Raw genomic sequence first — 26659 nt, 5'->3', positions numbered from 1 at the left:
CCCGGCTCGTCGAGAACGGGCACAAAATGGACGTGACACGCCCTTTTCCGGCTTTCAGCTGCCCGTCGGTCAGCCATGAAGCCCGCCCGGATCGGCCGCGGGGCGTGCCCTGGGCGCCAGCGGCGAGTTCCTGACCCGGAAGACCCGCGCGACATTCCGCGGCAGCCACCAGTTCCAGCGCCCGAAGAGCTTCATCGCGCTCGGGACGAGCAGCGCCCGGATGATGGTCACATCAAGAATGATCGCCGCCGCGAGCCCGAACCCGAACTGTTGCAGACCGACGATGGACCCGGCGACGAAACCCATGAAGGCCGCGAACATGACGAGTCCGGCCGCGGTCACGATGCGACCGGTCCTCGCCAGCCCGAGTACCACCGCGGTCTCGTTGTCATGGCCGGCGTCCCACTCCTCGCGCATGCGGCTCACCAGGAAGACCTCGTAGTCCATGGAGAGGCCGAACACCATCGCGAAGATGAAGACCGGGATCCAGCCCTCGATCTGGTCGAAGGAGATGAGCCCGAGCGCGCTGCCCGCGCCCCACTTGAAGAAAACCACGAGCAGGCCGTAGGCAGCAGTGATCGAAAGCAGGTTCAGAATAATCGCCTTCAGTGGCAGGACGATTGACCGGAAGGCCCGCAGCAACAGGAAGTACGTCAGGAGGAGCACTCCGAGTACGAGCCAGGGGAAGGCGCTGTAGGTGAGATCGAGGAAGTCCACCCCGCTCGGCGGGCCACCGCCGGCATAGACGCTGACACCGGTGGGGAATCCGGCGGCCGTGACGATGTCATGGCGAAGGCGGTCGGCGAAGTCGAGCGATGCGGGTACCCCGTACTCGCTCTTCCCGATCACCTGTAGTTGCAGGTAGCGCCGGGACGGGTCGACGAACTGGCCGCCGGACTGGCCACCGGACTGGCCACCGGACGAAGCGGCAGACGGGTCGAAGACGACCGCGGCGACCTCCGGGTCGGCGTGCAGGCCATCCTGGAACCGGCTGAGCGCGGCGCGCAGCTGTGGATCATCCGCTCCACCGGGCTGGTGGGTATCAATAACGACTGCCGTCGGTGCCAGCGCGCCCCCGCCGACCGCCCCGGAGAGAATGTCGAGGCCCTGGACGCTCTCGAGATTGCGCGGGATGCCCTTGTTCGAGCCCGGCCCGAGCTCAAGGGCGGTGACGGGCAGCGCAAGCGTGCCGAGCAAAGCTGTGGTGCCAGCCGCGATGGCCACCGGATGGCGCATGATCGCCCGTGCGAAACGCGCCCAGAAGTTCTCCTCCGCCTCCCGCCGCTCGGTGATGGAGTGCGGTAGGAGCCGCACCCGATCGAGCTTCGCGGCCAGGAAGTACAGCAGCACGGGTAGCAGCGTGAGCGCGCAGATGACCGAGACGACCGGGATGAACAGGCCCCCGAGGCCGAAACCACGCATGAACGGCACCGGCATGGCCAGCATGAGCGCGAGACCGATGGCGACTGCCGTGCCGCTGAACACGACCGCGCGGCCGGCTGTCCGCATCGTGGCGACGATCGCGTCCGGTCTTTCCCTGCCGCGCCGCAGCTCCTCTCGGTAACGGTAAATGATCAGCAACGAGTAGTCGACGGCGATGCCCAGGCCGATCAGCGTGACCAGGTTCTGCAGGTAGGTCGACAGCTCCATGTAGTGCGCGAAGATCCAAATGATCGCCAGGGTCGCGGGGATCGCCGCCGCCGCAAAGATCAGAGGGAGGAGAAAGGCGAGCGTCCCGAAGACGAACGCGAGGATGACGAGCGCGATCGGAATGGCGATGTAGAGCTCGCCGATCTGGAGGTCACGTTTGAACACTGGATCAAGATCATGCTCGATCGCGGCCTGGCCGGTGACGTAAAGCTGTGCACCCGGCACAGTGCCGGCCGCGGCACGCATCGTGCCGGTGTAGCCCTTCGCGTCGGCCGGCTCGAGATTTGACACGATGCGGGCACTGACAACGGAGTCGGACAGCGGTTGCACCGATGCGACCACCCCGCTGGGAAGAACACCGGCCGCGCGGTGAGCCGCCTGGTCGACCGCGGGCACGAGCTGGCTGGCAGACCCCGGCGCGGTACGTACGACAAGCATGAAGGAACCGGTCGTCCGCTGGCCGAAACGGTCCTCAAGAATCTTCTCCGCCCGCTGGGTGTCGGTACCGGGAAGCGTGAAGCGGTTCGTCAGGAGGCCACTCAACCCGGACGCGGCCGCGCTCGACATGACGAACACAACCGCCCAGACCGCTACGACAGCCCATCGATAACGGATCATCGCGCGCGTCCAGCGTTCCATCGCAGCTACCTCGTTACCAGCGCATGCCTGGTGGCTCCCCGGTTGTCACCCGAGTGTGGACGCCGGCGGGCCGGCTCGCTCGGTGACCGTCCGCCGCACACGTCCCTTAGTGGTCGGCGCCGGAAGTTCATCCAGGGCCTGCCGGCGCCAGCCGGCGCCTCGCTTCGTTGTCGTCGGCCCCGGTAGAACACCGCTACCGGGGCCTCCTCCGCCTCGCGACGCATCCACCTGGCATCCGACAACCCCCGAAGGACTTCCAGCGCCGACCACTTAGCGCAACGCAACGATGACAGCCGCGACCGAGAGCAGGCTGCCCCTCCATAATGGGCAGTGCCAGATGATCAAAATAATTGTAAAAAACACAGAATGATGCTGGATGAGTGCCCGGCACCAGGGGAGCAACGTGGAACCGCGACCGTCGTTTCAGAATCTCTTATTTCGGCATCGGTACCCACCGAAGGCAGCCGTCGCGGGAATCACCCTGTTCACCCTGTTCGGCCTGTTCAGCCTGTTCAGCCTGTTCAGCCTGTTCAGCCTGTTCAGCCTGGCGGCGTGCGGCGGCGCGGGCGCAGGCCGGCAGGCCGCCGCTCGGGTCAGCCCGTCGGCCGGTGATTCGGCCAGTGCCGTACCCACCGCCACAGTCCGCCCCGTCGCGGTCATCCTGCATGCGTATAACTACCTGCTTACCGAAGGTTCTGAAACACGCGGCTTCGTCCGCGGCATATCTCCCCGCAGCTCTCCTGGCAGCCTGTCAACCCCGCAGATCTCCGAAACCAAGCTCGCGGCCTGCCTCGGCGTACCGGTCAGCCAGGTCCATAGCCATGCGACCGACCTGGCTGACGGCGCCTACTTCACGAGTAACGACGGGCTGACCACCATCGGCTCGGAGGCGGAGATCACCTCAGCGGTCGATGTAGCCCGCGACATGGACATCCTCTCCCGTCCACAGGCAGCGGCATGCCTTGGCCAAGCCTTCTTCCCGATGGTCCGGGAAGGGATATCGGCAGCCGGCGGGACCGCCACGCTCGACTCGGCACGCGCGCTGACCCCGCCTGCCGGTAGCGCGGGCGGGGTGCGCATGGTCATGACGGTGACCGGCGGTGGTAAACGTGTCCCAGTAACGCTCGACCTCATCTGCGTCATGTCCGGCCGCGTCGAAAGCAACATCGTGATCAGTCAGGTAGACGGCACGCCAGACCCGACAGTCGAACAGGACGCTGTCCGCCAGGTCGCCGGGAAAATCGCCCGACAGGCAGGGGTTCCCGCGTAAGAGCGCCCGAGGATAGGACTGTCCGGCTCGCGGCAACACCCAGCACAACGTACCCGCCGGCCACTAACGCGCCGTTAATGTAACGCTACGATACGCGATGGAAGTAGCGGCGGAAGTGGATTACCGAGACAGTCGGTCGTGCTCGGCTGCTGGCCGCTGATGACGTACTTGCACGGATATCCGTCAACGGCCTCCACATCCTGTTTGGATGCGCTCTTCGGGTCTGGAGACGCCGGCAGGTCCTTCTCATCGAGCTTGATCCGAATAACCGCCAGCCGTTTGGACTCCGCTACCTGGGATGTGCCGAAATCGACGCAGCCGGTCGCCCCCGGCCACGCGGTGGCCGTCGAGCTGGCTGTGTCGGCGCACTTCTCGTCCCCAGGGAAAGGCCCTCTCAGCAGCCCCCCGATGTCCTTCATGGTGGCGTCGCGCCGCTTCTTGACGATGTCAACGAACAGTTTCGCCGCATCATAGGCGAGACCGATCCGTTCATCCGGCCACAATGTCTCGGGAACCGGCATCCCGGTCGCCTTGTACATGTCGTCGAGTCTGGTGCAAAAATCCCGCAGAGACGGGCTCACGAACGCTCCGGCGCTGGCGGGAATCTGCCCCTGGAAACAGGCCTTGCCGGCGAGCAGCACGGACGCGCCTTTGGAGACGAACCGGAACACAGCCGTACTGGAATAACCCGCGGCCTGGACCACATAGCGCGACACCGAATCATCGCCGAGAACCAACTGGCCTGGGCCCAGGCAGGGCAGCATATTGTCCACGAACGCGGGAAAGTCGTCATAGCGGCCGGCGTAGAAAATCAGATCATCATTGGGATGCTGCGTCGCGCACTGCGCCCGGAACCAGTCGGCCGTGTTCCCGCCCGGCGCCCAGCCATGTGCGTCGTAGGCGAATCCGGTGGCGGGATCCGCCTGGGCCGCCCTGCGGACTTCATCCTGGATGTCGGCCACCAGGCTGGACAGGTAATAGTCGTCCGCCGGCGGCAGCCCCTGGCCGGTTGGGTCGTCGGACCCCTCCGGGTAGTACACGCTGATCCGCTTCTTCGCGTTCTTCCGCGCGTAGCTGGTGGCCAGCAGAGCCTGCCGCCGGTTGGACGGCACCATCTGGAAGTACGACAGTGGTGAGAAGCTCGGCATGCCATCCCCGGACAGGGTGGTGGCGACCACGGGCACGCCGACTCCTCCGAGGGTGGTGATGGCCCGGCCAGTCTCCGGATTGCTGCGGTCCATGCCGATGACGCCGAGCAGGTTCTCCTCGGGACGGGAGGCCAGCGACAGAAGGTGATCATTTGCCACCTCGTCGGCGTATGTCATGCCGTTGCCGCCGTTGGCGATGACGACACGCAGTGCCACTCTTGCCGGGTTCTCCGACGTGCTCGCACAGCCGCCGGGGGAGCCTTTCACCTGGTTCAGCGCCCGCTGCCAGGTCAGCAGCCCCTCAAGTTCCGCGACCTGCGCGGCTGTCCAGGAACCATCGGTCTCCCCGGTGAGACCGGCGAAGTAGACCAACGTCACGAGCCGGTACCCGAGCTCCGCGGCCGTACGGTCGTGAAGGATCTTCGCGCACCGGTTCTGCTCGTAGATCTTTTCTTGCACGCTGCGCAGTTCAACGGCATGCGGCGACGTACCGCCGCTGGTGAACGTGTAACCGCCGTCACTGTAGCCGACGCACTGGCCGCCGACCCAGGACAGCGAGGCCGAGCCATCCGCCCGCGACCGGCAGTCAGCCGGGGTGCTGTCCCCGTTTACCTGAGCGATCGTTACACCGACCAGCGCGGCCGTGAGGATGAGCGCGAGCGGGCCGAGCACCCGCCGCCTCGCCCACGATTTCCAGCGGGGCGGCTCCGGGGGTGAGGACCCACCGGACGGGGGCGCTCCTGGGGGCAAGGAGTTACCCGATGGGGGCACGGTCGGCGGGAGTGACATCTGAGTGGCCAGCGATGGCTGGTCCGCGGCTGCGCGGATGTCGTCGTCAAGCCGGAGCGCGATACCGGAGCGGGTGGTCCACCTCGGGCCGTAGGCCTCGGCCGCGGCACGGGCAAGGTCAAGGGCGAAGGCATGCGCGGACGGCTGGCGTTCCGCCGGGTTTTTGGCCAGCATCCGCATGACGACGTCCGCCAGCGGTGCGGGCACCCCGGCCGGCGGCGGCGGGACGGTGTCGAGGTGGCGCTGCGCCAGCACATGTAATGGCAGTTTCCGGTCGAACGGCGGCGCACCGGCGAACAACTGGTAGAGCACGATCCCGAGGGCGTACAGGTCGGTGGCCGGGGTCAACCGGCCGCCCGTGATCTGTTCGGGAGCCATATAGGCCGCGGTCCCCACAACTCTGCTGGCAGTGGCCCCTGACCCGTCCACGATTTTCGCGATCCCGAAATCAGTGACCTTCAGCAGGCCGGTGACGTCGAACAATATGTTGTCCGGCTTGATGTCACGGTGCAGTACTTTCTGGCTGTGGGCGTAAGCCAGTGCCGCGGCCACCGCCAGGCCCACCGCGCAGGCGTCCTGCGGTGACATGTCCGCTGTCTGGCGGTGGGTCAGCGTCCCGCCGGCCAGCAGCTCCATGACGATCAGATGGAGATCGTCGGTTTCGACATAGTCGTAGACCTGAACGACATGAGGATGGTTCATCGCGGCGAGCAGCTGTGCCTCAGCGGCAAAATCTGCCGTTGCTCGGTCACGGGCCGCATCAAGGACCTTAATGGCCACGGGGCGGTTCAACCCGCGGTGCCGGCCGGCCAGCACCAGCCCGGAGCCGCCCGCGCCAAGCGTGGCGCCGAGGTCGTAGCCGGGGAGCGCATCGGCTACCTGAGCCTTGTCGACAATCATGATGAGAGGACTGCCACGCGTCGGAATCCGTGATTCATTGTCGCGAACCCACCCATCCCCCCGACACGATCCGTCAGCTTGGAGACTCCGGCAATAGGCCTGTCCGGCTCGCGCCGCCCAGGCAGCGCCTCGCGTCGTTGTCGTCGGTCAACGCCCAGCCCAGGGCGCCTCCCTCCGCCGCCTCGCGATCCATCCACCCGGACGCCGCTCCCTGATCGAACGCCCTATTGCCGGAGCCTCTACGTGGCATCCGGTACAGCATCGTTACATGACCCTAGCGCGACAGCCACTACCGGCCACCGGTTGGGAGCCTTGCCGGCCGGGAAACGGTTCCTGACCACGGTGCCCACGCATGGATGGCGCTGGCCATCGGCCACGCCCACCAACCACATTCAGTAGCCACGCTTGCCATCAGTGTTCAGCGTTCAGCGCCGCCGTCACGCCTGTACGCGACGCCACCGTTGTCAGTGGCGCGTCGAGTCGCTCCGGGGTTCGCGATCCATCGATCGGGCGCAAGACCACCGAGCCAGCGGTCGATCTCGGTCCGTCGCCAGACCCTCGTCCCGCCCCAGGTCGCCGTGCGGTTGACCACCGCCACTGGAACGGGCGCGCGAGGGTCGGTCCGCAACCGGTGGTCGACAGCCTGCCGGGTCACCCCGAGAGCAGCGGCGATGTCGGACGACCCCACGAACATCGGCAGCTCGGCCACGAACGCTGACGATAGCCCGCCTGTGCCCGTCAGAGACCATGATCGGACCACTCGTGGGCAAGCACCCGCCGCGCGGACGCGCTGCGCACGGATCAGGCCGCCTGCCTCCAGGACGGCTGTCCATCGGACGGTCCGACCAGCTGACCAGCACAAGGGGCACGAGGGGCACGAGGATGACCGCATCGCCGCTGATCAACGATGGGAACGCGGGGGAAATCCTGCACAACAGGGTGGACCTGGATGAGCTTGAACCACCAGCCTCTTCCTTGCCGGGGGGGGACGTAGGCATCTGATTTTGATAGTTCAGCTGATCTAAAGATCACTCTAAGATACTGGTCAGCAGGATGATTTTCGTGCCGTCTCCTGTCACGGGATATCGCCTTGGGCGTCCGCGTCCGCATCCGCGGACAAATCGCGGAAAAACGATCAATGCTTGGAGCGGTCAGAATGGACTGCTCAAGATGGGGACCTTCATGCCGAGGAGCGTGCGGCTGCCGATTTTATCGGTTTCAATCCCTCGTAGCGGCAATGAGAACGGGTGCTGCGGATCGCATCTGCGCGCATGGCATCCCGTTTCACCTGTCTTCCGCACATGGGGCTTCGATGCTCTGACCGACGCCATTTTCGGTCATGATGACGGGCTCGCATCGATAATCCGCACCCACGGTGACCGATCGCGATCGTGGACCGATCGTGATCGTGCTGAACTTTGCCAGAAAGTGCCCCCTGGACACCAGGAACGGCCAGGGCCGCGGACCAATCCCGTCAGGCAGGAGCCGCGGCGGGGTGGGACATCCGACGATGATGTTTGCCGTAGGGTTGCGAGCGGACCATAGCCAATCTGGCTGGACGAGGAGCGTGAGCACCGATGGGCCGACGGTTCAACACCGCCGGCCCGTGCAGGCCGGGGATCGATTACATGATCCCAGCGGTGTCGCGGCTGCCGGACGCTCCCACGCTGATCGATCAGGACGGCTACTTTGTCGTCCACGCGCCCCGGCAGACGGGGAAGACGACCACGTTGCAGGCACTTGCCGACGAGCTGACGGCGGCCGGCCGGTACGCGGCGCTCCTGGTGTCCTGCGAGACCGGGCGGGCGTGGGGCGACGACATCGGTGCGGCGAGCCGCGCGATCCTCGACCAGATCCGGTCTGCCGCCGACGACACGCTGCCCGCCGATCTCTGGCCGCCCGCCTGGCCGGTGGTGTCGGACGGAACGCTGCTCGCGGCCGGGCTGCGGGCGTGGGCGCAGGGCTGTCCTCGGCCTCTGGCGCTGTTCATCGACGAGATCGACGCGTTGCGGGGGCAGACGCTGGTCAGCGTGCTCAGCCAGCTTCGTGACGGCTATCGACGCCGGCCGCACGATTTCCCGGCTTCGGTCGCCCTGTGCGGCCTGCGCGACGTTCGTGACTATCAGGTCGCCGCGGGGAGCGATCCGTCGCGGCTGGGAACGTTAAGAGCGCCCGGCAATAGGGGCGTGGATCAAGGAGCGGGGCTGGGGTGCGTGCATCGCAAGGCGGCGGAGGGAGTCACCCTGGTGTTGGGTGGCGACCGACGACAACGCGGCGAGGTGCGTGCCCCAGCCCCGCGACGCCGCGGTCCCCTATTGCCGTGCGCTCTAAGTCCATTCAATATCAAGGTGGAGTCACTGCGGCTGGGTGACCTCACGCCCGACGAGGTGCGTGCCCTGTACGGCCAGCATGCGGCCAACACCGGGCAGACGTTCACGCCGGACGCCGTCCAGCGGGCAATCACCCTGACCGCGGGCCAGCCGTGGCTGGTCAACGCCCTGGCTCGGGAGATTGTCGAGAAGATCGCGGTTCCGGTGCCCGAGCCGATCACCGCCGAGCATGTCGAACTGGCGAAGGAACGGCTGATCATGGTGCGGGCCACCCATCTGGGCTCCCTCGCCGCCAGGCTCGCCGAACCCAGGGTCCAGAAGATCCTCGGACCGGTACTCACCGGCGACGTCCTGACGATCGAGCCCTACGACGACGACCTCACCTACCTGCGCGACCTGGGTCTGATCGCCCCCACCCCGCCGGTCCGGATCGCCAACCCGATCTACCGGGAAGTCGTCGTCCGTGTACTGTCCAGCAGCGTCCAGGAAAGCGTCACCGCCGACCCGCGGTCCTTTATCCGGTCTGACGGCACCTTCGACCTGGATCGCATGCTCGTCGAGTTCACCGAATTCTGGATCGAGCATGGCGAGTTCCTCGTCTCCGGCGGCTCCTACGGGGAGGCCGCACCGCAGCTGATCCTCATGGGATTCCTCCAACGGGTCGTCAACGGCGGCGGATACGTGGACCGTGAATACGGCGTCGGTACCGGCCGCGTCGACCTCCTCGTCCGCTGGCCCCACACCGGCGACGACGGCATCCGTCGCCTCCAGCGGGAGGCCCTCGAGCTGAAGGTCTGGCGCGCCGGCCGCCCCGACCCCCTGCGCGCCGGCCTGACCCAGCTCGACCGCTACCTCGACCGCCTCGCTCTAGGCACCGGCGTCCTGGTCATCTTCGACCAGCGCCCGGCCGCCGCCGACATCGCCGAACGCACCACCATCACCCGCACGACCAGCCCCGCCGGCCGTGCTCTGACCCTCCTGCGCGCATAGGGTGCGTATCCGGTCGTGACAGCAACGGCGCGGAGGCGGGCGGGGGCGCGACGAGACCGCTGTCACGTCTGGTGAAGGGCGCCGGCCGGCTGCGGCCCGCCCTGCCCGGACTGTGCCGGGGCCGACGCGTCTGGGACGGCACCCGCCACATCAGCCGCCACAGTGACGGTGACCATGCCGGCGCCGATCAGCCGCCGCCGCGCAGCGCGCCGACCAGCCTCGCGTCGCGCATCAGCCGCTCGACCGTGCAGCGCGCCACCGTGATCCCTTCCCGGTTGAGCTGACGCCACACCTTCCGTGCCCCGTACACCTCGTAGTTCTCCTTCCACACGCGTCTGATTTCCACGAGGAGTTCGGCGTCGCGTTGCGCACGGGCCGACGGCGGCCTGTTTTTCGCGGCATAGCAGATTGACGGGGCGACCTGTAACACGTCGCAGATCGGCTCGACCCCGCCGAGGTCTTCTTTGTGTTCGTCGATGAAAGCGACTACCGTGGGAGTCGCGGGTCGAGCTCCCGCGCGAAGAAAGCCGAGGCCACTTTCAAAATTTCGTTGGCACGTCGTAGCTCACGGTTCTCCCGTTCCAATTCGGCGATACGTGCGGCATCCGAACTGGTGGTGCCTGGGTGCACGCCCTGGTCGACCTCGGCCTGGTTCACCCAGAGCCGGAGCGTCGCCGGATGGATGTCGAGCCGTTTCGCGACCGTCGAGATCGAACGATGCGCTTCTGCGGGCTGTTCGCGACGGATCTGCAGCACGAGGCGGACCGAACGTTCACGGAGTTCGTCGGGGTACTTCCTGGGAGCGGGCACGGCTCTATCCCCTCAAGGGGCAGAGTCTCCACCGAACCCGGGGTGGTTCAGTACCCCGGCTCCGTCTGCTCGGATAGAACACAACTATCCGGGCAGACGACAACGTGGCAGGATGCTTTCTGGGCATCGAGAGCAGGGTCTCGCACGAACGCGAAGCGTTCGGGTGGGGGGCGAAACGATCGAAGATCCATCAGACACGCCCTAACCGTCGTATCGAGGGAACGGGGGGCCTTGGCCGTGTCTGAAGCCGGGAGCGCGGGTCGACGAGATGGTCGACGATGGATGTGGGTGGTCGCCACCACCGCCGCGGCCGGTGCGGTGCTGGCGGTGGTGGGGATCTGGCACCTGCCGGCTCGGATGTACCCGGACGCGGGCGACACCGACGCACGGGCGGTCTTGCAGAGTGGGCTGCTGACGGTCGCCGCTGCCCTGGTCGCCGTCACCGGCGGGCTGGTGGCGCTGGACGAGACCCGCCAGGCGAACGCGGAGATCCGCCGGGCGAACGAGAACACCCACGTCCGTGAGCTGTATACGAACGCGATCGAACAACTCGGTTCGGGCAATGTGACGATCCGTCTCGGCGGCATCTACGCGCTCGAACGCATCGTCCATGACAGCCCCGCCGACCAACGTGCCGTCGTCGAGGTTCTCTCCGCCTTCGTCCGCACCGCCGGCGCAGACAGGGGCACGGGAGCGGCGGCCACCCGCACCGCGGTACCTGCCGCGGCCCAGGCCCCGCCGACGCTGGCCGCGCCTGACGGCCCAGCTGTGCCACCGACCGCTGACGTTCGCGCCGCCGTTCAGATCCTGGCCCGCCTCGCGCGCCCAGCCGACCTCACCGGTGCCGCCCTCGCCCGTCTCGCCGGGCTTGCCGAACCGGTCAGGCTCACCCATCTCGTCCTCACTGAGGCCGACCTGAACCGCGCCCGGCTGGCCGGGGCAGATCTCAGCGGCACCCAGCTGGACGACGCGAACCTGGCCGGCGCCGACCTTCGCCGGGCGAACCTCACGGATACGATCTTGATTGACGCGAACCTGGCCGGCGCGCTGCTCGCCGATGCGATCCTCACCCGCGCCCTGCTCTTCGGGGCGCGGCTCACCGGCGCCCGACTGAACGGGGCAGACCTCACCGGCGCGCAGTTAGGCCGAGCGGACCTCACCCGCGTCGAGCTCGCTGGAGCCACCCTCACCGGCGCCCAGGGCCTGACCCAAAGCCAGGTCAATGCAGCCCTGGGCGACGAGCGGACCCGGCTGCCGGCGGGATTGCTCCGGCCGGCGTCCTGGGGTCCGGAAGACCGGCAGCCGGCGTGACACGTCGGTGACACGGCCTCAGGACGCGTCGCGGGCCGACGTCCCGTCCGCCACCGCGTGCCGTCGAGCTCTTGATCCCGGCAGGCGCGCTACCCGGCCCGCAGGCAGCCGCGGGTGCCTGCTGCCGGCCGGGACGGTCCAAGTCGTGTGGTGGCCACCAACTCGTCGAGGGTGCCGAAGAAGCGCGTGCGGGAGGCCTCAGCCGAGGAGGCTGGCGACCATGGGCGCGGGAACGGCCTTGCCTGGATGGTCGAGGCCGAGGACGGATTTGGTGGCGAGGATGCGGCGCAGTTCGTCATCTCGCACAGGGCCGAGACTACCTACCGGTACCACAAAGGAGAGGGGGTTTTCATAGCTACAGCACCACAGAAGGGAGGGGGTACGGAGGTATGCAGCACCGCAGGAGGAGGGGGGTGGGTGGGGGCTGTGTGTAGTCGGCGCTGTGTGAGGTTGGTGCCGATGGCCTCGGGGTCTTGTGGGGCTCCAGAACCCCGGTTCGAGCGGTGACCCGCGTGTCTGCTCGCCGGACAGGGCCCGTGTCGGGCAGGCTGGATGGTTACGGTGTGGTCGCTGCTCCACACCCTGACACGCCACACTTTCGGACTGATATTGCACGCAGCGCTACCTGCACACGCTGCCCACCGCTGATGAGACTGCCCTCGACGCGCTCGACCGCATCCGCGGTCACCGGACCGCGTAAATTCACGGTCAGCGAGTGATAGCCTCCTGTTCCGAACTGCTGTCCGCCGCCGGATCACCCCCACGGGCGTGGGGACGGCAGAAGCGCCGGGTGAGATCCCACTCCCTCGCACGGATCACCCCCACGGGCGTGGGGACGGCTCCGGGAGCGGGCTCCCGCCCATAGCCGCTCGCGGATCACCCCCACGGGCGTGGGGACGGCGTCTGGTCGCCAATGACCACCGCGATCGCCGCCGGATCACCCCCACGGGCGTGGGGACGGCCGTTCGGCTGCACGCCGGTCACCGCCTATCACCGGATCACCCCCACGGGCGTGGGGACGGCACCAGCATGCTGCAGCGCAAGCTCCGCGTCGGCGGATCACCCCCACGGGCGTGGGGACGGCATGGCCATACGGGTCACTGCTCATGTCTCCTCCGGATCACCCCCACGGGCGTGGGGACGGCTTGACTACGACGGCGAGGGTGACATGGCAACGCGGATCACCCCCACGGGCGTGGGGACGGCCACGGCGAATGGGAAGCCCGACCGGGTGCCCGCGGATCACCCCCACGGGCGTGGGGACGGCGCCATCGAGCGCGCAGAAACCCAAACCCCAAACGGATCACCCCCACGGGCGTGGGGACGGCCACGGTCCCGTGCAGTGGTCGTGTCGTCGCCGCGGATCACCCCCACGAGCGTGGGGACGGCGCTACCGCCTCGATAGGCACCCGCACGATGAACGGATCACCCCCACGGGCGTGGGGACGGCTACGTAGAGGGCACCACGACATCGGTGGTGTCCGGATCACCCCCACGGGCGTGGGGACGGCCGGTTGAACTCGTCGGCGTTGCGGCAGCCGGCCGGATCACCCCCACGGGCGTGGGGACGGCCTCCGGCGGTCACCGAGCTTGTCTCGGTCAACCGGATCACCCCCACGGGCGTGGGGACGGCGTCCTTCGGGGGTTGGTCGGATGCCAGGTGGATGGATCACCCCCACGGGCGTGGGGACGGCGCGCGGGCAAACTCCGTGGTCAAGGGCATCCACGGATCACCCCCACGGGCGTGGGGACGGCACAGCACCGGCGTGCGCAGCAGTTGGATCGTGCGGATCACCCCCACGGGCGTGGGGACGGCTTGGCCAGGTGCGCGTCGCGCGGCGGCGGCAGCGGATCACCCCCACGGGCGTGGGGACGGCGCAACTCGATCACCGGGCTTGATATCCCGGCCCGGATCACCCCCACGGGCGTGGGGACGGCCCGTCCCAGTTCACATAGGGTCCGGTGACGAACGGATCACCCCCACGGGCGTGGGGACGGCCCGTCATGTGAGCCGTGGTACGCCCCCTCGAACGGATCACCCCCACGGGCGTGGGGACGGCGGGGCGCGCCGCGGGGCGCGCGAGCTCGGGCATGGATCACCCCCACGGGCGTGGGGACGGCACCACATCCCATCCAGCGACGTCGTCGCCGGCCGGATCACCCCCACGGGCGTGGGGACGGCCACCAGCCACAGCCAGACCGGTGCCAGGAACAGGATCACCCCCACGGGCGTGGGGACGGCGGCGGGCGTGGCGTGGGTTAGGCGTTGCGGTCCGGATCACCCCCACGGGCGTGGGGACGGCACGACCCGGATCAGCGCCCGCCAGGCGTGCGACGGATCACCCCCACGGGCGTGGGGACGGCCGAGTAAGCCCCGCACCTGCCCCGGTGCGGGGCGGATCACCCCCACGGGCGTGGGGACGGCGTCCGTCGGGTCCGCCGTCACTTCTTCTTGACCGGATCACCCCCACGGGCGTGGGGACGGCGTGGACGCCGGCGGCGTGAACGGCACGCTCGCCGGATCACCCCCACGGGCGTGGGGACGGCCATGCGGCCAAGTCGGCGAGCAGCGGCAGGAACGGATCACCCCCACGGGCGTGGGGACGGCATTTCAAATCGCGAATGTTCCACGGCGATACGCGGATCACCCCCACGGGCGTGGGGACGGCCTATACCGTGCATGATGCCGCCCGCTGGGAGGCGGATCACCCCCACGGGCGTGGGGACGGCCGCATGTTCGTACCGTCTCGCGATCCCACGGTTCGGATCACCCCCACGGGCGTGGGGACGGCGCGGCGTAGACCCACGTCACCGCCGTGTAGGACGGATCACCCCCACGGGCGTGGGGACGGCCTCCCCATCGACGATCCTGTCCGGATAGTAGTCGGATCACCCCCACGGGCGTGGGGACGGCGTCCAGATCGGCGCGTACGCGGGTCTCGAAAGCGGATCACCCCCACGGGCGTGGGGACGGCTCGTTCGTCGAGCGGACGACACGTGTCACGCGCGGATCACCCCCACGGGCGTGGGGACGGCATGCCAAATCCTCCGCGCCGACCGTCAGTTCACGGATCACCCCCACGGGCGTGGGGACGGCTTCGCCGCGGCGCCGGATGCGGTGCCGTTGGACGGATCACCCCCACGGGCGTGGGGACGGCCGGTGAAGGCCGTGGCCTCACCGCTGTCGATCCGGATCACCCCCACGGGCGTGGGGACGGCTGCTCGGAACAAGCAGCGTGTTTTAACCGGCACGGATCACCCCCACGGGCGTGGGGACGGCCACCCCGCGAACTCCGAGATCACGGGGAGAACCGGATCACCCCCACGGGCGTGGGGACGGCCACCCGAGCGAACTGAAGATCGACGACACCGCCGGATCACCCCCACGGGCGTGGGGACGGCTGCATGCGCGTCGATGCCTGATGGACCCCAACCGGATCACCCCCACGGGCGTGGGGACGGCTCCAGCAGCGGCGGGCGGTGGTTCGCCGCTGCCGGATCACCCCCACGGGCGTGGGGACGGCGTCGCCGAATCTGTCGCTGGCACGATCAAAGACGGATCACCCCCACGGGCGTGGGGACGGCCGGGTGCCTTTGACCTGGACGGCGACAAGCACCGGATCACCCCCACGGGCGTGGGGACGGCATGGTCGGATCAGCCTCAGTGCGTCTCGCCAGCGGATCACCCCCACGGGCGTGGGGACGGCTTCTGCGTGGACCCTGCCATCTAGATGACCCCCGGATCACCCCCACGGGCGTGGGGACGGCTCCAGGACGAGATCCCCACCGGCGTCGGTGAGCGGATCACCCCCACGGGCGTGGGGACGGCGAGGCCACGAAGTCGGCGGTGGTGGCGCTGAGCGGATCACCCCCACGGGCGTGGGGACGGCGGCTGGGGACTGCCTGACGACCGCCCGGGTCGCGGATCACCCCCACGGGCGTGGGGACGGCTCCCGCGCTCGCCGAGGGCGACGTCATCTACGTGGATCACCCCCACGGGCGTGGGGACGGCCAGGTCGGCGCCACCATCCTCGCGTTCGGCGGCGGATCACCCCCACGGGCGTGGGGACGGCTGTGGCCGTACCCATTAGAACGGCACCTCCGTCGGATCACCCCCACGGGCGTGGGGACGGCAGCGAGGGCATCGGCGAGCCCTGGAAGCACCGCGGATCACCCCCACGGGCGTGGGGACGGCCCGCGCTGGCTGCGGTCGTGGTCATGGCATTCCGGATCACCCCCACGGGCGTGGGGACGGCACGATGAGCCTCGCGTGCGCGCGCCCGCGCGCCGGATCACCCCCACGGGCGTGGGGACGGCGCGGCGCCAGAAGCTCGGGCCGCCCTCCCGGACGGATCACCCCCACGGGCGTGGGGACGGCGGCAGCATCATGCACGGTGTAGCCCATTGCTGGGGATCACCCCCACGGGCGTGGGGACGGCACGAGCAAACGCCATCAGGCGGACAGCGCCACCGGATCACCCCCACGGGCGTGGGGACGGCCCGCAGGTGTCGCACGTCGGCAGCGGGCGGGCCGGATCACCCCCACGGGCGTGGGGACGGCATCACCTCGTCGAAGATCAGCACGGCTCCGTGCGGATCACCCCCACGGGCGTGGGGACGGCTACGCCCCGTTCAAGATCATCGTCGACATCGACGGATCACCCCCACGGGCGTGGGGACGGCGCTGAGCAGGTCACCACCGGTAAGGCGTTTCACGGATCACCCCCACGGGCGTGGGGACGGCCGGTGCCCGCGCCGATGAGCGTGCCCTCCTGGCGGATCACCCCCACGGGCGTGGGGACGGCGACAACCTGATGGCCGATGAGCAGCGCCTGGCGGGATCACCCCCACGGGCGTGGGGACGGCGGCGACGGTCCTCTCGTTGATGTGTCGCTGAACGGATCACCCCCACGGGCGTGGGGACGGCACTTGCTGACCTGGGGTTTTACAACGCTTCCGGCGTCTGTTGTGGTTGGAGTCCGATGAGTTGGAGACCGTCGAAGTCAAGTACGTGGCGCCGACGCTCACCGGCGGTTCTGATATTGAATCCCTGTTCGGTTTCGGCGGTGTGGATGCAGACGGCGGTTCCGTCAGCGACGCTGGCGGCGACAGCGGCCCACAGTTCATCACGGACCCGTGCGGAGACAGTGCCGACGTACAGCCCGGCAGTGGGTTCGACGAGCCATCGACTCAGGGCTCCGCGGACGTGGTCGGGCACAGCTGTCGTCGAAATCACGATCATTGAGGCCATGGGCCGCCCAGGTTGGTGAGGATGTCGTCGTCAGGGTCGGTGAGATCGCCGGTGTCCGCGGCGCTGTAGTTGACGCCGGCGGGGAGTTGGCCGATGTCGGGGTCCCACAGGTGGACCATGTCGACGGCGAGACCGCTGTCGGCACTCTCTGCGCCCTCGGCGTCGGTGTCGAGGTCGGCGTCGAGGTCGGCGTCGAGGTCAAGGTCGAGGAGGTTCTGGATGTCGGCGACGATGGTGGGTAGGAGCTTGACGAGACGAAACTCCTCGCGGAGCCGGGCACGGGCGGCCCGTTCGGGATCGGTTGAGGCGTGTAACGCGAACGCCAACGGAATAGTGATCTTCGCTTTGTACAGGTCTGCGATGTCGTAGACGAACGCAAGCTGCGTTCCGCTGTGCACGAAGCCGAGTGCCGGCGAACAGCCCAGGGCGCAGATGGTGGCGTGAACCACCCCGTACAGGCAGGCGTTTGCCGCGGAGAGGGCGAGGTTGACCGGGTCCTGGGTGTCCCAGCTCGCCGGATCGTAGTTCCGTCGGAAGCGGGGGATGCGGTGTTTCTGGCCCAGCAGCCGGTAGTAGGCCTTGACCCGCTGGCCTTCCATTCCGCGCAGCTGGGCGAGGGTGGTGCCGTCGGGGACGTCGGTGTTGAACCGCTGCCGGTACATCCGGATGGCGGCCTGTACCCGTCGCTCGTCATCGGCCCAGATCTTCGCCTGTTTCTCCAGCCAGTTGGTCGTCAAGGTGGCCGGGGCGATGGTGGCGTAGCTGCGGACACCGCCGGCACCGACGCAGACCAGGCTGGTGCCATGCCGGGCGAAGGTCGCCATCGCCGGCTGGGTGATCGATGTGCCGGGTCCCAGGAGTACGCAGGTCAGGGCTGCGGTCGGGATGTACACCTTCTCGGTGCCCCGCGGGGATTCGACCGAGGCCAGCACGCCGGTGTCGTCCTGGGTGATGCGGACCGACTCCACGTAGAGGAAGGACAGGCTATCGGCGATCCGAGGGAGCATCGCCAGCGTGGGCCGTCCGAGTTTCTGCTTGGCGGTCATGGTGGTTCTGCTCATCCGGCGGCCCCGATCGGGGCGAGACTGAGCAGGCCGGCACCGTAGGACTTGCCGCGGCCGACGCCGTCGAGCACCACGCGGCGCACCGCGTCGGGGTCGCTGACGACCGCAATGCCGTCGTAGCGGGTCAGGGCGTGCCGCACCTGGCCGCCGGACCCGCGTCGGCCGGTGGCGTCGTCGAACGGCATCGCGGTGAGGGTACGCAGGGCCAGCCCGCACCCGCTGGCCCGGGTAGCCCACCACGCGTCGGCCGCCGTGCCCCGCAACGGGATGATTTTTCCTTCTTTCGGTCCAGCATTGCGGCCGCCGCGCTTCACCGGGTTCGCGGTCAGCCGGTAGTGCACGGCGAGCCCAGGACGGAGGCCGTTGAGCAAGGGGGTGAGTTTCCGGGCCTCACAGGTACCGTAGCCGGCGGGCAGCCGGTCGGTGACCGGCTCCAGCCGGGTCTGGACGAGCAGCCGGGCACCGGTCGGCGTCTCTTCAACGCGGAACAGGACACCGGCGAGGTTCCGGGCGTCGGGACCGAGGTCGTCGGGAACCAGCGACATGACCCGTTGATGGAGACGCACGACATCGGCGAGATCACGGCGGACGTCGCCACGCCGCAGGTCCGGGACGATGCGCAGCAGCCAGGCGTTCACGAGCCACCCCGCATGTACCGGAAGAGCGCCTCGCGGTAGTTCCGGCCGGGTGACTGCACCAAGCTGGCGTTGACGGTGACGACCTGCCGGTACACCGAGCGGCGCTCGTAGCGCCGGTCGAGGGAGGCGAAGCTCACCGGAACGTCGGCGAGTTCGGTCACCGCAGCGTTGTCCTGGGCGGTCTCGGTCAGCAGGTCGACCTCAACCGTCCCGTCCTCGGTGCGGATGAACCGGGGCCGCCTGGGCAGTGGCACCCGCTCCCGCAGATCCCGTTCGGGCTCCTCCGTCCGGCGGCGCAACACGAACGGCTGATCCGGCGGGCAGGACCGGCGGCCCAGGTAGGGCTGCCACCGCGGATGCAGCAGCTTCTCCCCGACCTGGTCGACGAGCTCATCGGGGCCGGTGACCGCCACCGTGAACACCGCGTCGGACAGATAGCGACGGCGGATCACCAACGTTCCGGTGTCGCCCGGCCGGTGCTTACCGTCGGCGATCGGCACAGTGCGTGCTGGCGGCAATCCTCCGCCAACCGTCTGGAAGTCCGTGAGCGGCACGCCGGGGGCATCGACCCGCACGGTCAGCCGCAGATCGGCGAACCGGACCAACGATGCGCCACGAGCCAGCCCCATCGCGGCGGCGAACATCCCCACCAGACCGGACCGGGTGGGAAAGTTCGCCGTGTCCCGGTCTGCAAACGCGCTGTGCTCCCCCCACGACTGCAACGGCCCGGCCAGCCGCAGGACCAGTCCACTCATACCGCTGCCCCCGGGTAGGCGACGGCCACCGCGCCCGCGAGCAATTCCGGGTAGGAGCCGTACTGGGTGCCCAGCCCCTTATCCCGCGGCTTGCCGTCGATCGAGGCGTGGCCGTCCAGCAGAACCCCGTCTCTGCCCCAGACCTGGTGCAGGCCAGCGGCATAGTCGGTGAGGGCGTCGCGGGCGGGCTCACCACAGCCGCCTTCCAGCCCGGGCCGGACCGGCCGTTCGAACGCCGCCGCCAGCGAGATCGGCCGGTCGGAGCGGACCGCGACGTATGCCAGTTCGGGCAGGGTATTCGGTGCCGTCGCCGTCCGCTTCCCGCTCGGCAGCGCCGCCAGGAACGCCCGCAGGAACTGGGCCGTCAGCTCGGAGGCCGTGGCCACATCCCCGTCGAGATTGTCGACCAGCCCAGCCGTGTCGAGGCTGGCATACCGGTAGAAGACCCCGGCGGAGAACTCCCCGGCGTTCATATGCCCGCTCCCCTGATCGTCCGCCGAGGGGATGTCGTCAACCGCGGTGAAGAAATCGATCTCCGGATCAGTGGAGTGCACGGTGAAGGCGTGCGCGACCTGCACCGCGCCGTCCACCTTCCCGCCGGGCAGTTCGGCGAGCATCCGGCCGAACAGATTGATCGTGCCGTTGCGGCTCGACAGCACCGCCGCGACCTTGTCGACGGGCAGCACCGGCTTCTGCGTCTTCTTCCCCATCTCGGCCTGGAGCTTGTCCCGGTGACCGGCGGCAATCTCGGCCAGCTCATCCAGCCCTCCGGCGGGCAGATAGAGCAGAACCGAGGAGATGTCGTTCTTGTCGCGGTCCTTCTCGGTCTTGATGCCGCTCTTGCCCGCGGACATCAGCACCTGCTTGCCCGCGTAGCCGGCCAGCTCCGCCGGCCAGCCTTGGGTAACGAGCCGCTCGGCGACCGCGGTGACGATCCGGCGGGTCCGCACCGCCGGATCACCCAGAGCGGTCTCCACCTGAAGTCGAATAGCGCGCTTCCAAGATTGACTGGACACCCGGGTACGGGTCTTGCCGCCATAGACCACGGTCTTCGGCGCGCCGAGATCGTCCCGGTTCAGATTCGCATACGGGATGGTCTGCAACAGATGGATGTCGAGGAACTTCGCGGCGGTCATGGCGTCTCGCTTTCGGCGTCGTCAGTGGAACCGATGTCGGTGTTGTCGGTGTCGAGCTCGCCGGCCCGCGGGAGACGGACCGTCCGGTAGTAGTGCTGCAGCCACGCCTTCGCGATCGTGTCGGCGTTGCCGCCCCAGCGGGCCAGATCGACGATCAAGCGGGTCCAGTCGATGTCGACCTGCTCCGCCCGCAGGTAGCGGATGAGTCGGGGCAGCTGGCGATGCACACCCTCAACGTCCTGCCGGCATACCAGCCGCAGCCGCGCTTCCATCCGCCGGTAGACGTCTTCCCGATCCCGCACCGGGATCTTGTTGATGGCGTCGGCCAGGCATCGACCCAGGCTGCGCCACGGCGCGGGAGCCGGTTGGCCTCCACCCGGTGGCAGTGCCGCGGTCGGCTTACCCACCGATGCCAGCACGGCCTCGGCGGTGCTCTCGTGCTTCTCGTGGTCGCTGTCTGCCCCGGCCGCAGCCAGATGGTCGTCACGGGCCGTCCGAGGCTGGGCCGCGATGAGCGCCGCGACCGCGTAGAAGGCGCGTTCAACCGCGTCGATTTCGATCTTTTCTATCGGGCCAATATCACGCTCGTCGGTATCGGGCAGGAAGCGGAGGTACGGCGCGACCAACTTGTGCGCGGGCTGCACCATCGGGTGCGTCGGGGGCTTCCCCAGGCTCCGGCGCAACGCGGACCGATCTGCCGGTACCCGCAACGCCCTGGTCGTCGCCGTCACCAGCGCCCGAGCCGGGGCTTCCAGCCTTTCGCGGGTCGCCAGGGGATACCACCGCATGGCCGGTGCCCAAGCAGGCTCGCCCCCGGTGGTGGAAGTCTCGACAATGGTCATGCGGCATCTCTCCTGGGGCGGCTATACCGCACGGACGCGGTAACGGTTACGGGCCAGCGCTCGGGTCATCCGCCAGTGCTCCTGGGAGTCGACCTGGTCGGCGATGTCGTCGTAGACGTCACGAGCGACTTTTGCGAATACGTCCGGCGCGCTGTCGAAACGGGTTGGCGATGTCTGCCGGGCTGCGTCATCAAGCGTCTTCCAGAAAACCCGCTCCGCCTGCGGCCAGTACCGGCCTTCTGCCGCCGCGACCCACGGCCCGATCTCCTTGTCGGGCCGCGGCTGGCGGACACCGTCGTCGTCCGGGTCAGCCTGCTGTACCCACGCGCACCGCAACGCATAGACCAGAGCACTACCGACCCGCTCGGCCGCCTGCCGGGTGGAACTGATACCCCGGACGAACTGCGGGTCGCGCTCCTCCAGCCACCGCAACACCGACGGCGTCATCCGCGTGAAAAACCGCTTGTCGCGGGTCTGCCCGTCCTGGTCAAACCCGAACACCCGCACCCGTAGTTGCTCGACAAACTCGGCCGGCAGGTACTTCACGGCGTCGAACACCAGCGGACGGGAACGGCTGTCCTCACCGACGTCGTGCATGAGAAGCGCGTCGAGATCCCGCCACATCGCGCGGGTGACACTCGCCGGCCGTGGGTAGACATCACCCTTCTTACTCGTCTGATAGATCAGGTACTGGTCCTTCGCCGACGGACTTTTCTCTCGCCACGCCCAGGTGAGCGTCGCGTCGACCACGTGCTCACCCGTCTTGTCCGGCGTCAGCAGCACCGCATGCTGGAAGCGGCCGGCCAGCTCCCGCGCCATGCCTTTCACCGGCACCGGCCCACGGCGGGGGTCCGGCAGCTCGGGCAGCTCCCACGGCGCCAGATCCACCGCACGATCGCGGTAGGAATCGCCAGCGTCCGGGAACGGAATACCGGCCACCAGCGACTCGAACACTGTCCGCCCGACCGGATGGCACGACAGCCCACCCCGCAGCGGCCCGGCCGTGGTGTTCCCTTCCGACAGCGGGCCGATCTTCCGGGTCGTGCACCGCCCCGACGGGCCGTAATAGAGAGCAGCGATCAGATGCCACGCCGCCTCAGCCGCCGGAACCGGGGCCGGCTCCACCTCGGTATGATGATCGAACCACACCTGGTTGTTCCCTGCCGGACGACCGACGATCAGCCTGTTGATACCTGAGGTGGACGGACATTCCTCCACCAAGCGCGGATCCTGCAACCATGGCCGGGCCACGTCGAACAGGTCGAACCGGTCCGCGTACCGCTCGAAATACGCGTCCACCTCCGCCCCGTCGAACCGACCCTCCTCCAGTACCTCACCTCGGCGCCTGTCGAACTCGGCAACCTCGAGCTCGGCGTCGTCGAGCCCGGTCACCCGAGCGGCCAAGAGGTAAAGGAACCGCCACAGCCCGGCTGCCGCCGGAGCCAGCGGCACATCGACGTCCGTCAGCTCGTGAGCGCGGACGAGAAGCTCCCGCAACCCGACCCGCGTCCGCCGTGAGCCTTCGGGAACTGGTACCCACGGCCGTTCCCGCAGGTCAAAGCCCTGACGACTCACCATTGTCTGCTCACCAGCAATTCCCCCGAACTTTCCGGCAGCGTCGCCGGAATCCCGTCGGCCCGCCATCCCGGACCGGAGCACACCTAATCACCCACCGCCGACAGAACGCGGCCTCGTCCCTGGAATCCCATAGGCGTCTGACCAATGACCTACCGGTAGCGCTATGAGGTCAGCCTGACGATGATCGCACCAATAATCGCCAACGCAGCAACAATCAAGATCAATTCAGGGAGAGAGGCTCTCACTGCCACCGCCATCCTGTCGGGTACCGCTGCCGCTCCATCCGGCGATCCCGACACACCATATATGCATACTGCCCATAAGCAGAGCTACGGGATGCCGTTACCTAGTTCGGAACTTCACTGGTGGACCATCCACCCCAAACCTGCTTCACCCCCACGGGCGTGGGGAAGTAAGTAGTGCCGACCTACGGGTCGCCGTGACCTATGGATCACCCCCACGGGCGTGGGGACGTCCTGATTCTGCCAGTCGTCCACGGCCAGGATGGTCATCCGAGAAGGCCGAGGGTGATGTCGAGGCGGAAGCTACGGCCGCCGACCTCGACGGGGCTGACAACGCCGTCAGCGCCGACGATGTGGGGAAGCAGGAGCAGCTCCCGCAGCGTGGCGTTGTCCGACCAGGCTGGCGGCGGGGCGGTCACGTCGCGGTCGCGACGTCTCCAATCGCCGTCACGCATCGGGATGCTCTCACCGAGAATGGCCCGGATCTGGGCGGGGGTGAACCGGCCGTCCGGGCCGACGCCGGTCTCCGGAAGACGCCTGGTCCGCTCAGGGTCGAACCAGCGGACGCCGTCAACATCGACGTAGCAGCAGACGACCCGCACCGAATCGGCCCCGAGCCGGGTGGACACCCGATCCTCGTCGATCTCCTTCGTGGTCAACGGTTCGAGGTCCCGAAGCCTCGACGGCGCCTCGACAGCGGTCATCTCAGCGATCCCCGCTCGGGCCTCGTCCTCCATGAGCCGGTTGATCTCATCCTCGACCAGGTTCTCGTGGAACGTCTCGTCGTAGACCTCCTCAACCATCGGCTGCACATCTCCGGGAATCGCGACTCCACTGCCGGCCTTCTTCGCGAGGACGTCGTTGGTGCGCCGCAGCAGGGACCGGTCGTAGACGCCGGTCCACCGGTCCGGGAACACCAGGTCACCTTCATCCCCGCGGGGAAGGAGCACCGCCAGCCGTGGATTGTCGGTGGCCCACTTCGGTCGCAGGCCAGCCTTGTCCACCTGCGGATGGCGCTGGCAGCGCCCGGCCCGCTGCAGCAGTTGAGCGACCGGAGCCAGGTCACTGATGACCAGGTCGAAGTCGAGGTCAAGGGACTGTTCGGCGACCTGAGTAGCAACAAGAATCGCGGCCGGCGGCCGAGGTTCAACCTCGCGGCCGAACGCCGCCGTCACCCGCGCCGTCCGCTTCTCCCGTTCGCGGGCAGGCAGCCGGGCATGCAGCAGTTCCAGTACCGGCCCGGAATTATCTGTCCCGTCCCCTCGCGCACCGGCAGTCTCCTGCGCCTTCCATGCGGCGATGACGGTGAATGTGTCCTGCGCCTCGGCGACGGTGGTGCACACGACCATGACGCACCCGCCGTCACGGAAGACCGGTGCCAGCAGCCTGCGCAGTGCCGCCGACCGGTCCACACCGTCATCCACCAGCAACTTCTCTGCAGTTGAGGAGTCTTTCACCCGGGCGGGGATGTCGACGAGGTCGAGGCCGAGTGGCGGGCGGGGCGGGACGTCGAACACGCGTGTCGTCACCGTTGCGCTGGTCGCGTCTGCATACACCCAGCCGGGGTAGGCGACGTCAAGCGGCGCGCGGTGTCGCCGGCCGCGTGCCCCGTACAGATAGGCACGCAGCAGCCGCTCGGCAACCGGCCTCGGCAGCGTCGCCGACAGCAGCACCACCGGGACCTTCAACGCGCCGAGCCAGGTCAACAGACGGGCCAGCAGATACTGCATGTACGCGTCGTAGGCGTGAATCTCGTCGACGATGAGGACCTTCCCGGCCAGGCCCAGCATCCGCAGCACGTTGTGTCGCACCGGCAGGACCGTCAGCAACGCCTGGTCGACCGTGCCGACCGCCAGCGGAGCGAGCAGACCGCGCTTACGTCCCCGCAGCCAGGCGGTCGCGGCTGTGCGCGCTGTGCTGGTCGGATCGTCGTCGCCGGTGACCACCGCGCCCCCGCCGGGCTCGGACGCGTAGGCAGCGTTCAACCAGGCCATCGAATGGAGCAACGTGACAGCAGCATCCACATCGGGCTCGGCCCGGCGTTGAACGTAGGCCCGTATCCGCTGGTACATCTGGTCCGATGTCGCCATCGTCGGCAACGTCATGAACAGACCCGCCGTTCCGGCCGCGTCCCCCATCAACCGGGCCGCATGCAGGGCGGTCTCGGTCTTCCCCATCCCCATCGGCGCCATCACCAGCAACAGCCCCGGGCCGGACAGCAACGGCGGCAGGCCCTCGGCGACCGAGCGCTGCAGCGCGTTGGGCGGGTAGTCGGGGAACTCCTGCGCGAACGATCCGCCCTGCAACGCCAATCGTCCCAGGCCCGCGTCTGCGACCAGCTCAACGGCGTATTCCGCGGAACGCGTCCGGTGGCCGCACAACGCCGGCAGGTCCGCGTCGGCCGGGAGATCATCCAGGCGTTCCGAGAGGAAGTCCTCCTGGCTGACCAGCCAGTCAGCCAGGATCACCAGACCGCAGATCAGCGCCGCCGATTCGATCCCCACAGCTTTCGGTGCCGGCGGCGGAGCAAACACCCCCGTCACCGCGTCGAGCACAGCCCGCCGCTGGATCTCCCATTCCCCGGCGCCGAGCTGCGGAAATTCCAGGCGGCTGTCGAACTCCCGGGAGTCGACCCTGTAGAAACAGCCATGGTGGCCACCCAGGATCTGCGCGACCCGGGCTGCCGACGCGCCCCCGGTCAGGCCGGAAAAGTAGCCCAGTTCGCCGAGCACGCGGCCCAGGAACAGATGCGTCGCCCCGTCATGGCCGAAGTCCCGACGCGCGCCGTCCGTCGAGTAACCCGACAGCCGCGCGAACGCCTCGCGGGCCTGCATCTGGAAGCCCGGTATGACCTTCCCGATGTCATGCAGCGCCGTCCAGAAGGCGAGCAGGCGGCCCGCGTCCGGGTCGGAGACGCCGAGCCCGTCGGCTATCACCTGCCTGGCCGAGCGCGGCAGCACGTCCCGCCACAGCACCTCGGTGGCCGCACCGGAATCGATCAGATGACAGATCAGCGGGTACGGCCGCGGTAGCCCCTTGCTTTTCCCCCACAACCGAAGATCCACCAGCGGCACGCCGTCGCGCCCAGAACCGTCCACATCGACCCCCCAACCGATCTCGACAGGGTAGACCATGCCACGACACCCGTAGCCGGCCCCTTACAGACATGCACCCCCGTGGTTGCCGACCCGGCGGGGATCCGATAACATCCTGCAGAGATGATCTTGTTTTAAGTTTTAGATCTTGTAGTGCGTCACGAACACCGGCAAAGAAACGCGCGGTAGCTTCAGACGAGGAATCCTGGACGGTGTCGCGC

The 26659-nt window shown here is 68.3% G+C and carries 16 protein-coding genes, 1 CRISPR repeat array and 1 other annotated feature; of the genes, 3 read left to right on the top strand and 13 right to left on the bottom strand.

From position 1 onward, the window contains the following. Positions 1-69: 69 nt before the first annotated feature. Complete coding sequence (locus tag MJ777_RS13250) at positions 70-2289, bottom strand: MMPL family transporter (RefSeq protein ID WP_239376445.1); 2220 nt, start codon at positions 2287-2289, stop codon at positions 70-72. 376 nt (positions 2290-2665) lie between these two features. Between MJ777_RS13250 and MJ777_RS13245 the strand changes: the two genes are divergently transcribed. Continuing rightward, positions 2666-3559 (top strand): hypothetical protein, encoded by an 894-nt coding sequence (locus tag MJ777_RS13245; protein WP_239376443.1) that lies wholly within the window; start codon positions 2666-2668, stop codon positions 3557-3559. A gap of 74 nt (positions 3560-3633) precedes the next feature. Here MJ777_RS13245 and MJ777_RS13240 read toward each other — a convergent pair whose 3' ends face one another. Further along, positions 3634-6396, bottom strand: coding sequence for a serine/threonine-protein kinase (locus MJ777_RS13240; RefSeq protein WP_239344823.1), 2763 nt, complete (start codon positions 6394-6396; stop codon positions 3634-3636). A 418-nt stretch (positions 6397-6814) separates the two neighbouring features. Continuing rightward, a complete protein-coding gene (locus tag MJ777_RS13235) occupies positions 6815-7105 on the bottom strand; it encodes a hypothetical protein (RefSeq protein ID WP_239344824.1) in 291 nt (96 codons plus the stop codon). A gap of 868 nt (positions 7106-7973) precedes the next feature. Between MJ777_RS13235 and MJ777_RS13230 the strand changes: the two genes are divergently transcribed. Further along, on the top strand, positions 7974-9716 hold the full coding sequence (locus MJ777_RS13230; protein ID WP_370652719.1) for an AAA family ATPase: 1743 nt from the start codon (positions 7974-7976) through the stop codon (positions 9714-9716). Between the two features lie 187 nt (positions 9717-9903). Here the strand turns inward: MJ777_RS13230 and MJ777_RS13225 are convergent, their stop codons facing one another. Beyond that, positions 9904-10146 carry an IS3 family transposase gene (locus tag MJ777_RS13225; protein ID WP_239376439.1) on the bottom strand — a complete coding sequence of 81 codons (243 nt, stop codon included), beginning with the start codon at positions 10144-10146 and terminating at the stop codon, positions 9904-9906. Beyond that, positions 10129-10245: a sequence feature (AL1L pseudoknot), on the bottom strand. (Overlaps the previous gene by 18 nt.) Next, complete coding sequence (locus tag MJ777_RS13220) at positions 10203-10526, bottom strand: transposase (RefSeq protein WP_239376437.1); 324 nt, start codon at positions 10524-10526, stop codon at positions 10203-10205. Its footprint overlaps the feature before it by 43 nt. A gap of 282 nt (positions 10527-10808) precedes the next feature. Between MJ777_RS13220 and MJ777_RS13215 the strand changes: the two genes are divergently transcribed. Beyond that, a complete protein-coding gene (locus MJ777_RS13215; protein WP_239376435.1) occupies positions 10809-11837 on the top strand; it encodes a pentapeptide repeat-containing protein in 1029 nt (342 codons plus the stop codon). Between the two features lie 750 nt (positions 11838-12587). Then, positions 12588-16764: direct repeats of the CRISPR family, unit length 29 nt; unit sequence CGGATCACCCCCACGGGCGTGGGGACGGC. 18 nt (positions 16765-16782) lie between these two features. Here the strand turns inward: MJ777_RS13215 and cas2e are convergent. From cas2e to cas3, 8 genes are all read right to left on the bottom strand, one after another. Continuing rightward, positions 16783-17088, bottom strand: coding sequence for a type I-E CRISPR-associated endoribonuclease Cas2e (gene cas2e, locus MJ777_RS13210; protein WP_239404719.1), 306 nt, complete (start codon positions 17086-17088; stop codon positions 16783-16785). Further along, positions 17076-18149, bottom strand: a complete 1074-nt coding sequence (gene cas1e, locus MJ777_RS13205) for a type I-E CRISPR-associated endonuclease Cas1e (RefSeq protein ID WP_239376431.1) — start codon at positions 18147-18149, stop codon at positions 17076-17078. The genes cas2e and cas1e overlap by 13 nt, the downstream gene beginning before the upstream one ends. Beyond that, positions 18146-18790, bottom strand: a complete 645-nt coding sequence (gene cas6e, locus MJ777_RS13200; protein ID WP_239376429.1) for a type I-E CRISPR-associated protein Cas6/Cse3/CasE — start codon at positions 18788-18790, stop codon at positions 18146-18148. Before cas6e ends, cas1e begins: the two co-directional genes overlap by 4 nt. Then, on the bottom strand, positions 18787-19545 hold the full coding sequence (gene cas5e, locus MJ777_RS13195) for a type I-E CRISPR-associated protein Cas5/CasD (protein ID WP_239376427.1): 759 nt from the start codon (positions 19543-19545) through the stop codon (positions 18787-18789). Before cas5e ends, cas6e begins: the two co-directional genes overlap by 4 nt. Next, complete coding sequence (gene cas7e / locus MJ777_RS13190; protein ID WP_239376426.1) at positions 19542-20681, bottom strand: type I-E CRISPR-associated protein Cas7/Cse4/CasC; 1140 nt, start codon at positions 20679-20681, stop codon at positions 19542-19544. The genes cas5e and cas7e overlap by 4 nt, the downstream gene beginning before the upstream one ends. After that, on the bottom strand, positions 20678-21523 hold the full coding sequence (gene casB, locus MJ777_RS13185; protein WP_239376424.1) for a type I-E CRISPR-associated protein Cse2/CasB: 846 nt from the start codon (positions 21521-21523) through the stop codon (positions 20678-20680). The genes cas7e and casB overlap by 4 nt, the downstream gene beginning before the upstream one ends. A gap of 21 nt (positions 21524-21544) precedes the next feature. Further along, a complete protein-coding gene (casA, locus tag MJ777_RS13180) occupies positions 21545-23098 on the bottom strand; it encodes a type I-E CRISPR-associated protein Cse1/CasA (protein ID WP_239376422.1) in 1554 nt (517 codons plus the stop codon). A gap of 511 nt (positions 23099-23609) precedes the next feature. Beyond that, positions 23610-26477: a CRISPR-associated helicase Cas3' gene (cas3, locus tag MJ777_RS13175; RefSeq protein WP_239376420.1), complete on the bottom strand. Its 2868-nt coding sequence runs from the start codon at positions 26475-26477 to the stop codon at positions 23610-23612. Positions 26478-26659: the final 182 nt, after the last annotated feature.

The organism is Protofrankia sp. Cj5, assembly GCF_917627405.1.
Taxonomy (GTDB): domain Bacteria; phylum Actinomycetota; class Actinomycetes; order Frankiales; family Frankiaceae; genus Protofrankia.
The sequence above is the reverse complement of the archived record's forward strand: the minus strand, read 5'-3'. Positions and strand labels throughout refer to the sequence as shown.

Coding starts and splice junctions, on each gene's coding strand:
- MJ777_RS13250 (WP_239376445.1), bottom strand. CDS start 2,289: ATGGAACGCTGGACGCGCGCGATGATCCGTTATCGATGGGCTGTCGTA.
- MJ777_RS13215 (WP_239376435.1), top strand. CDS start 10,809: ATGTGGGTGGTCGCCACCACCGCCGCGGCCGGTGCGGTGCTGGCGGTG.
- MJ777_RS13240 (WP_239344823.1), bottom strand. CDS start 6,396: ATGATTGTCGACAAGGCTCAGGTAGCCGATGCGCTCCCCGGCTACGAC.
- cas7e (WP_239376426.1), bottom strand. CDS start 20,681: ATGACCGCCGCGAAGTTCCTCGACATCCATCTGTTGCAGACCATCCCG.
- cas5e (WP_239376427.1), bottom strand. CDS start 19,545: ATGAGTGGACTGGTCCTGCGGCTGGCCGGGCCGTTGCAGTCGTGGGGG.
- cas2e (WP_239404719.1), bottom strand. CDS start 17,088: ATGGCCTCAATGATCGTGATTTCGACGACAGCTGTGCCCGACCACGTC.
- cas1e (WP_239376431.1), bottom strand. CDS start 18,149: ATGAGCAGAACCACCATGACCGCCAAGCAGAAACTCGGACGGCCCACG.
- MJ777_RS13230 (WP_370652719.1), top strand. CDS start 7,974: ATGGGCCGACGGTTCAACACCGCCGGCCCGTGCAGGCCGGGGATCGAT.
- casB (WP_239376424.1), bottom strand. CDS start 21,523: ATGACCATTGTCGAGACTTCCACCACCGGGGGCGAGCCTGCTTGGGCA.
- cas3 (WP_239376420.1), bottom strand. CDS start 26,477: ATGGTCTACCCTGTCGAGATCGGTTGGGGGGTCGATGTGGACGGTTCT.
- MJ777_RS13245 (WP_239376443.1), top strand. CDS start 2,666: ATGAGTGCCCGGCACCAGGGGAGCAACGTGGAACCGCGACCGTCGTTT.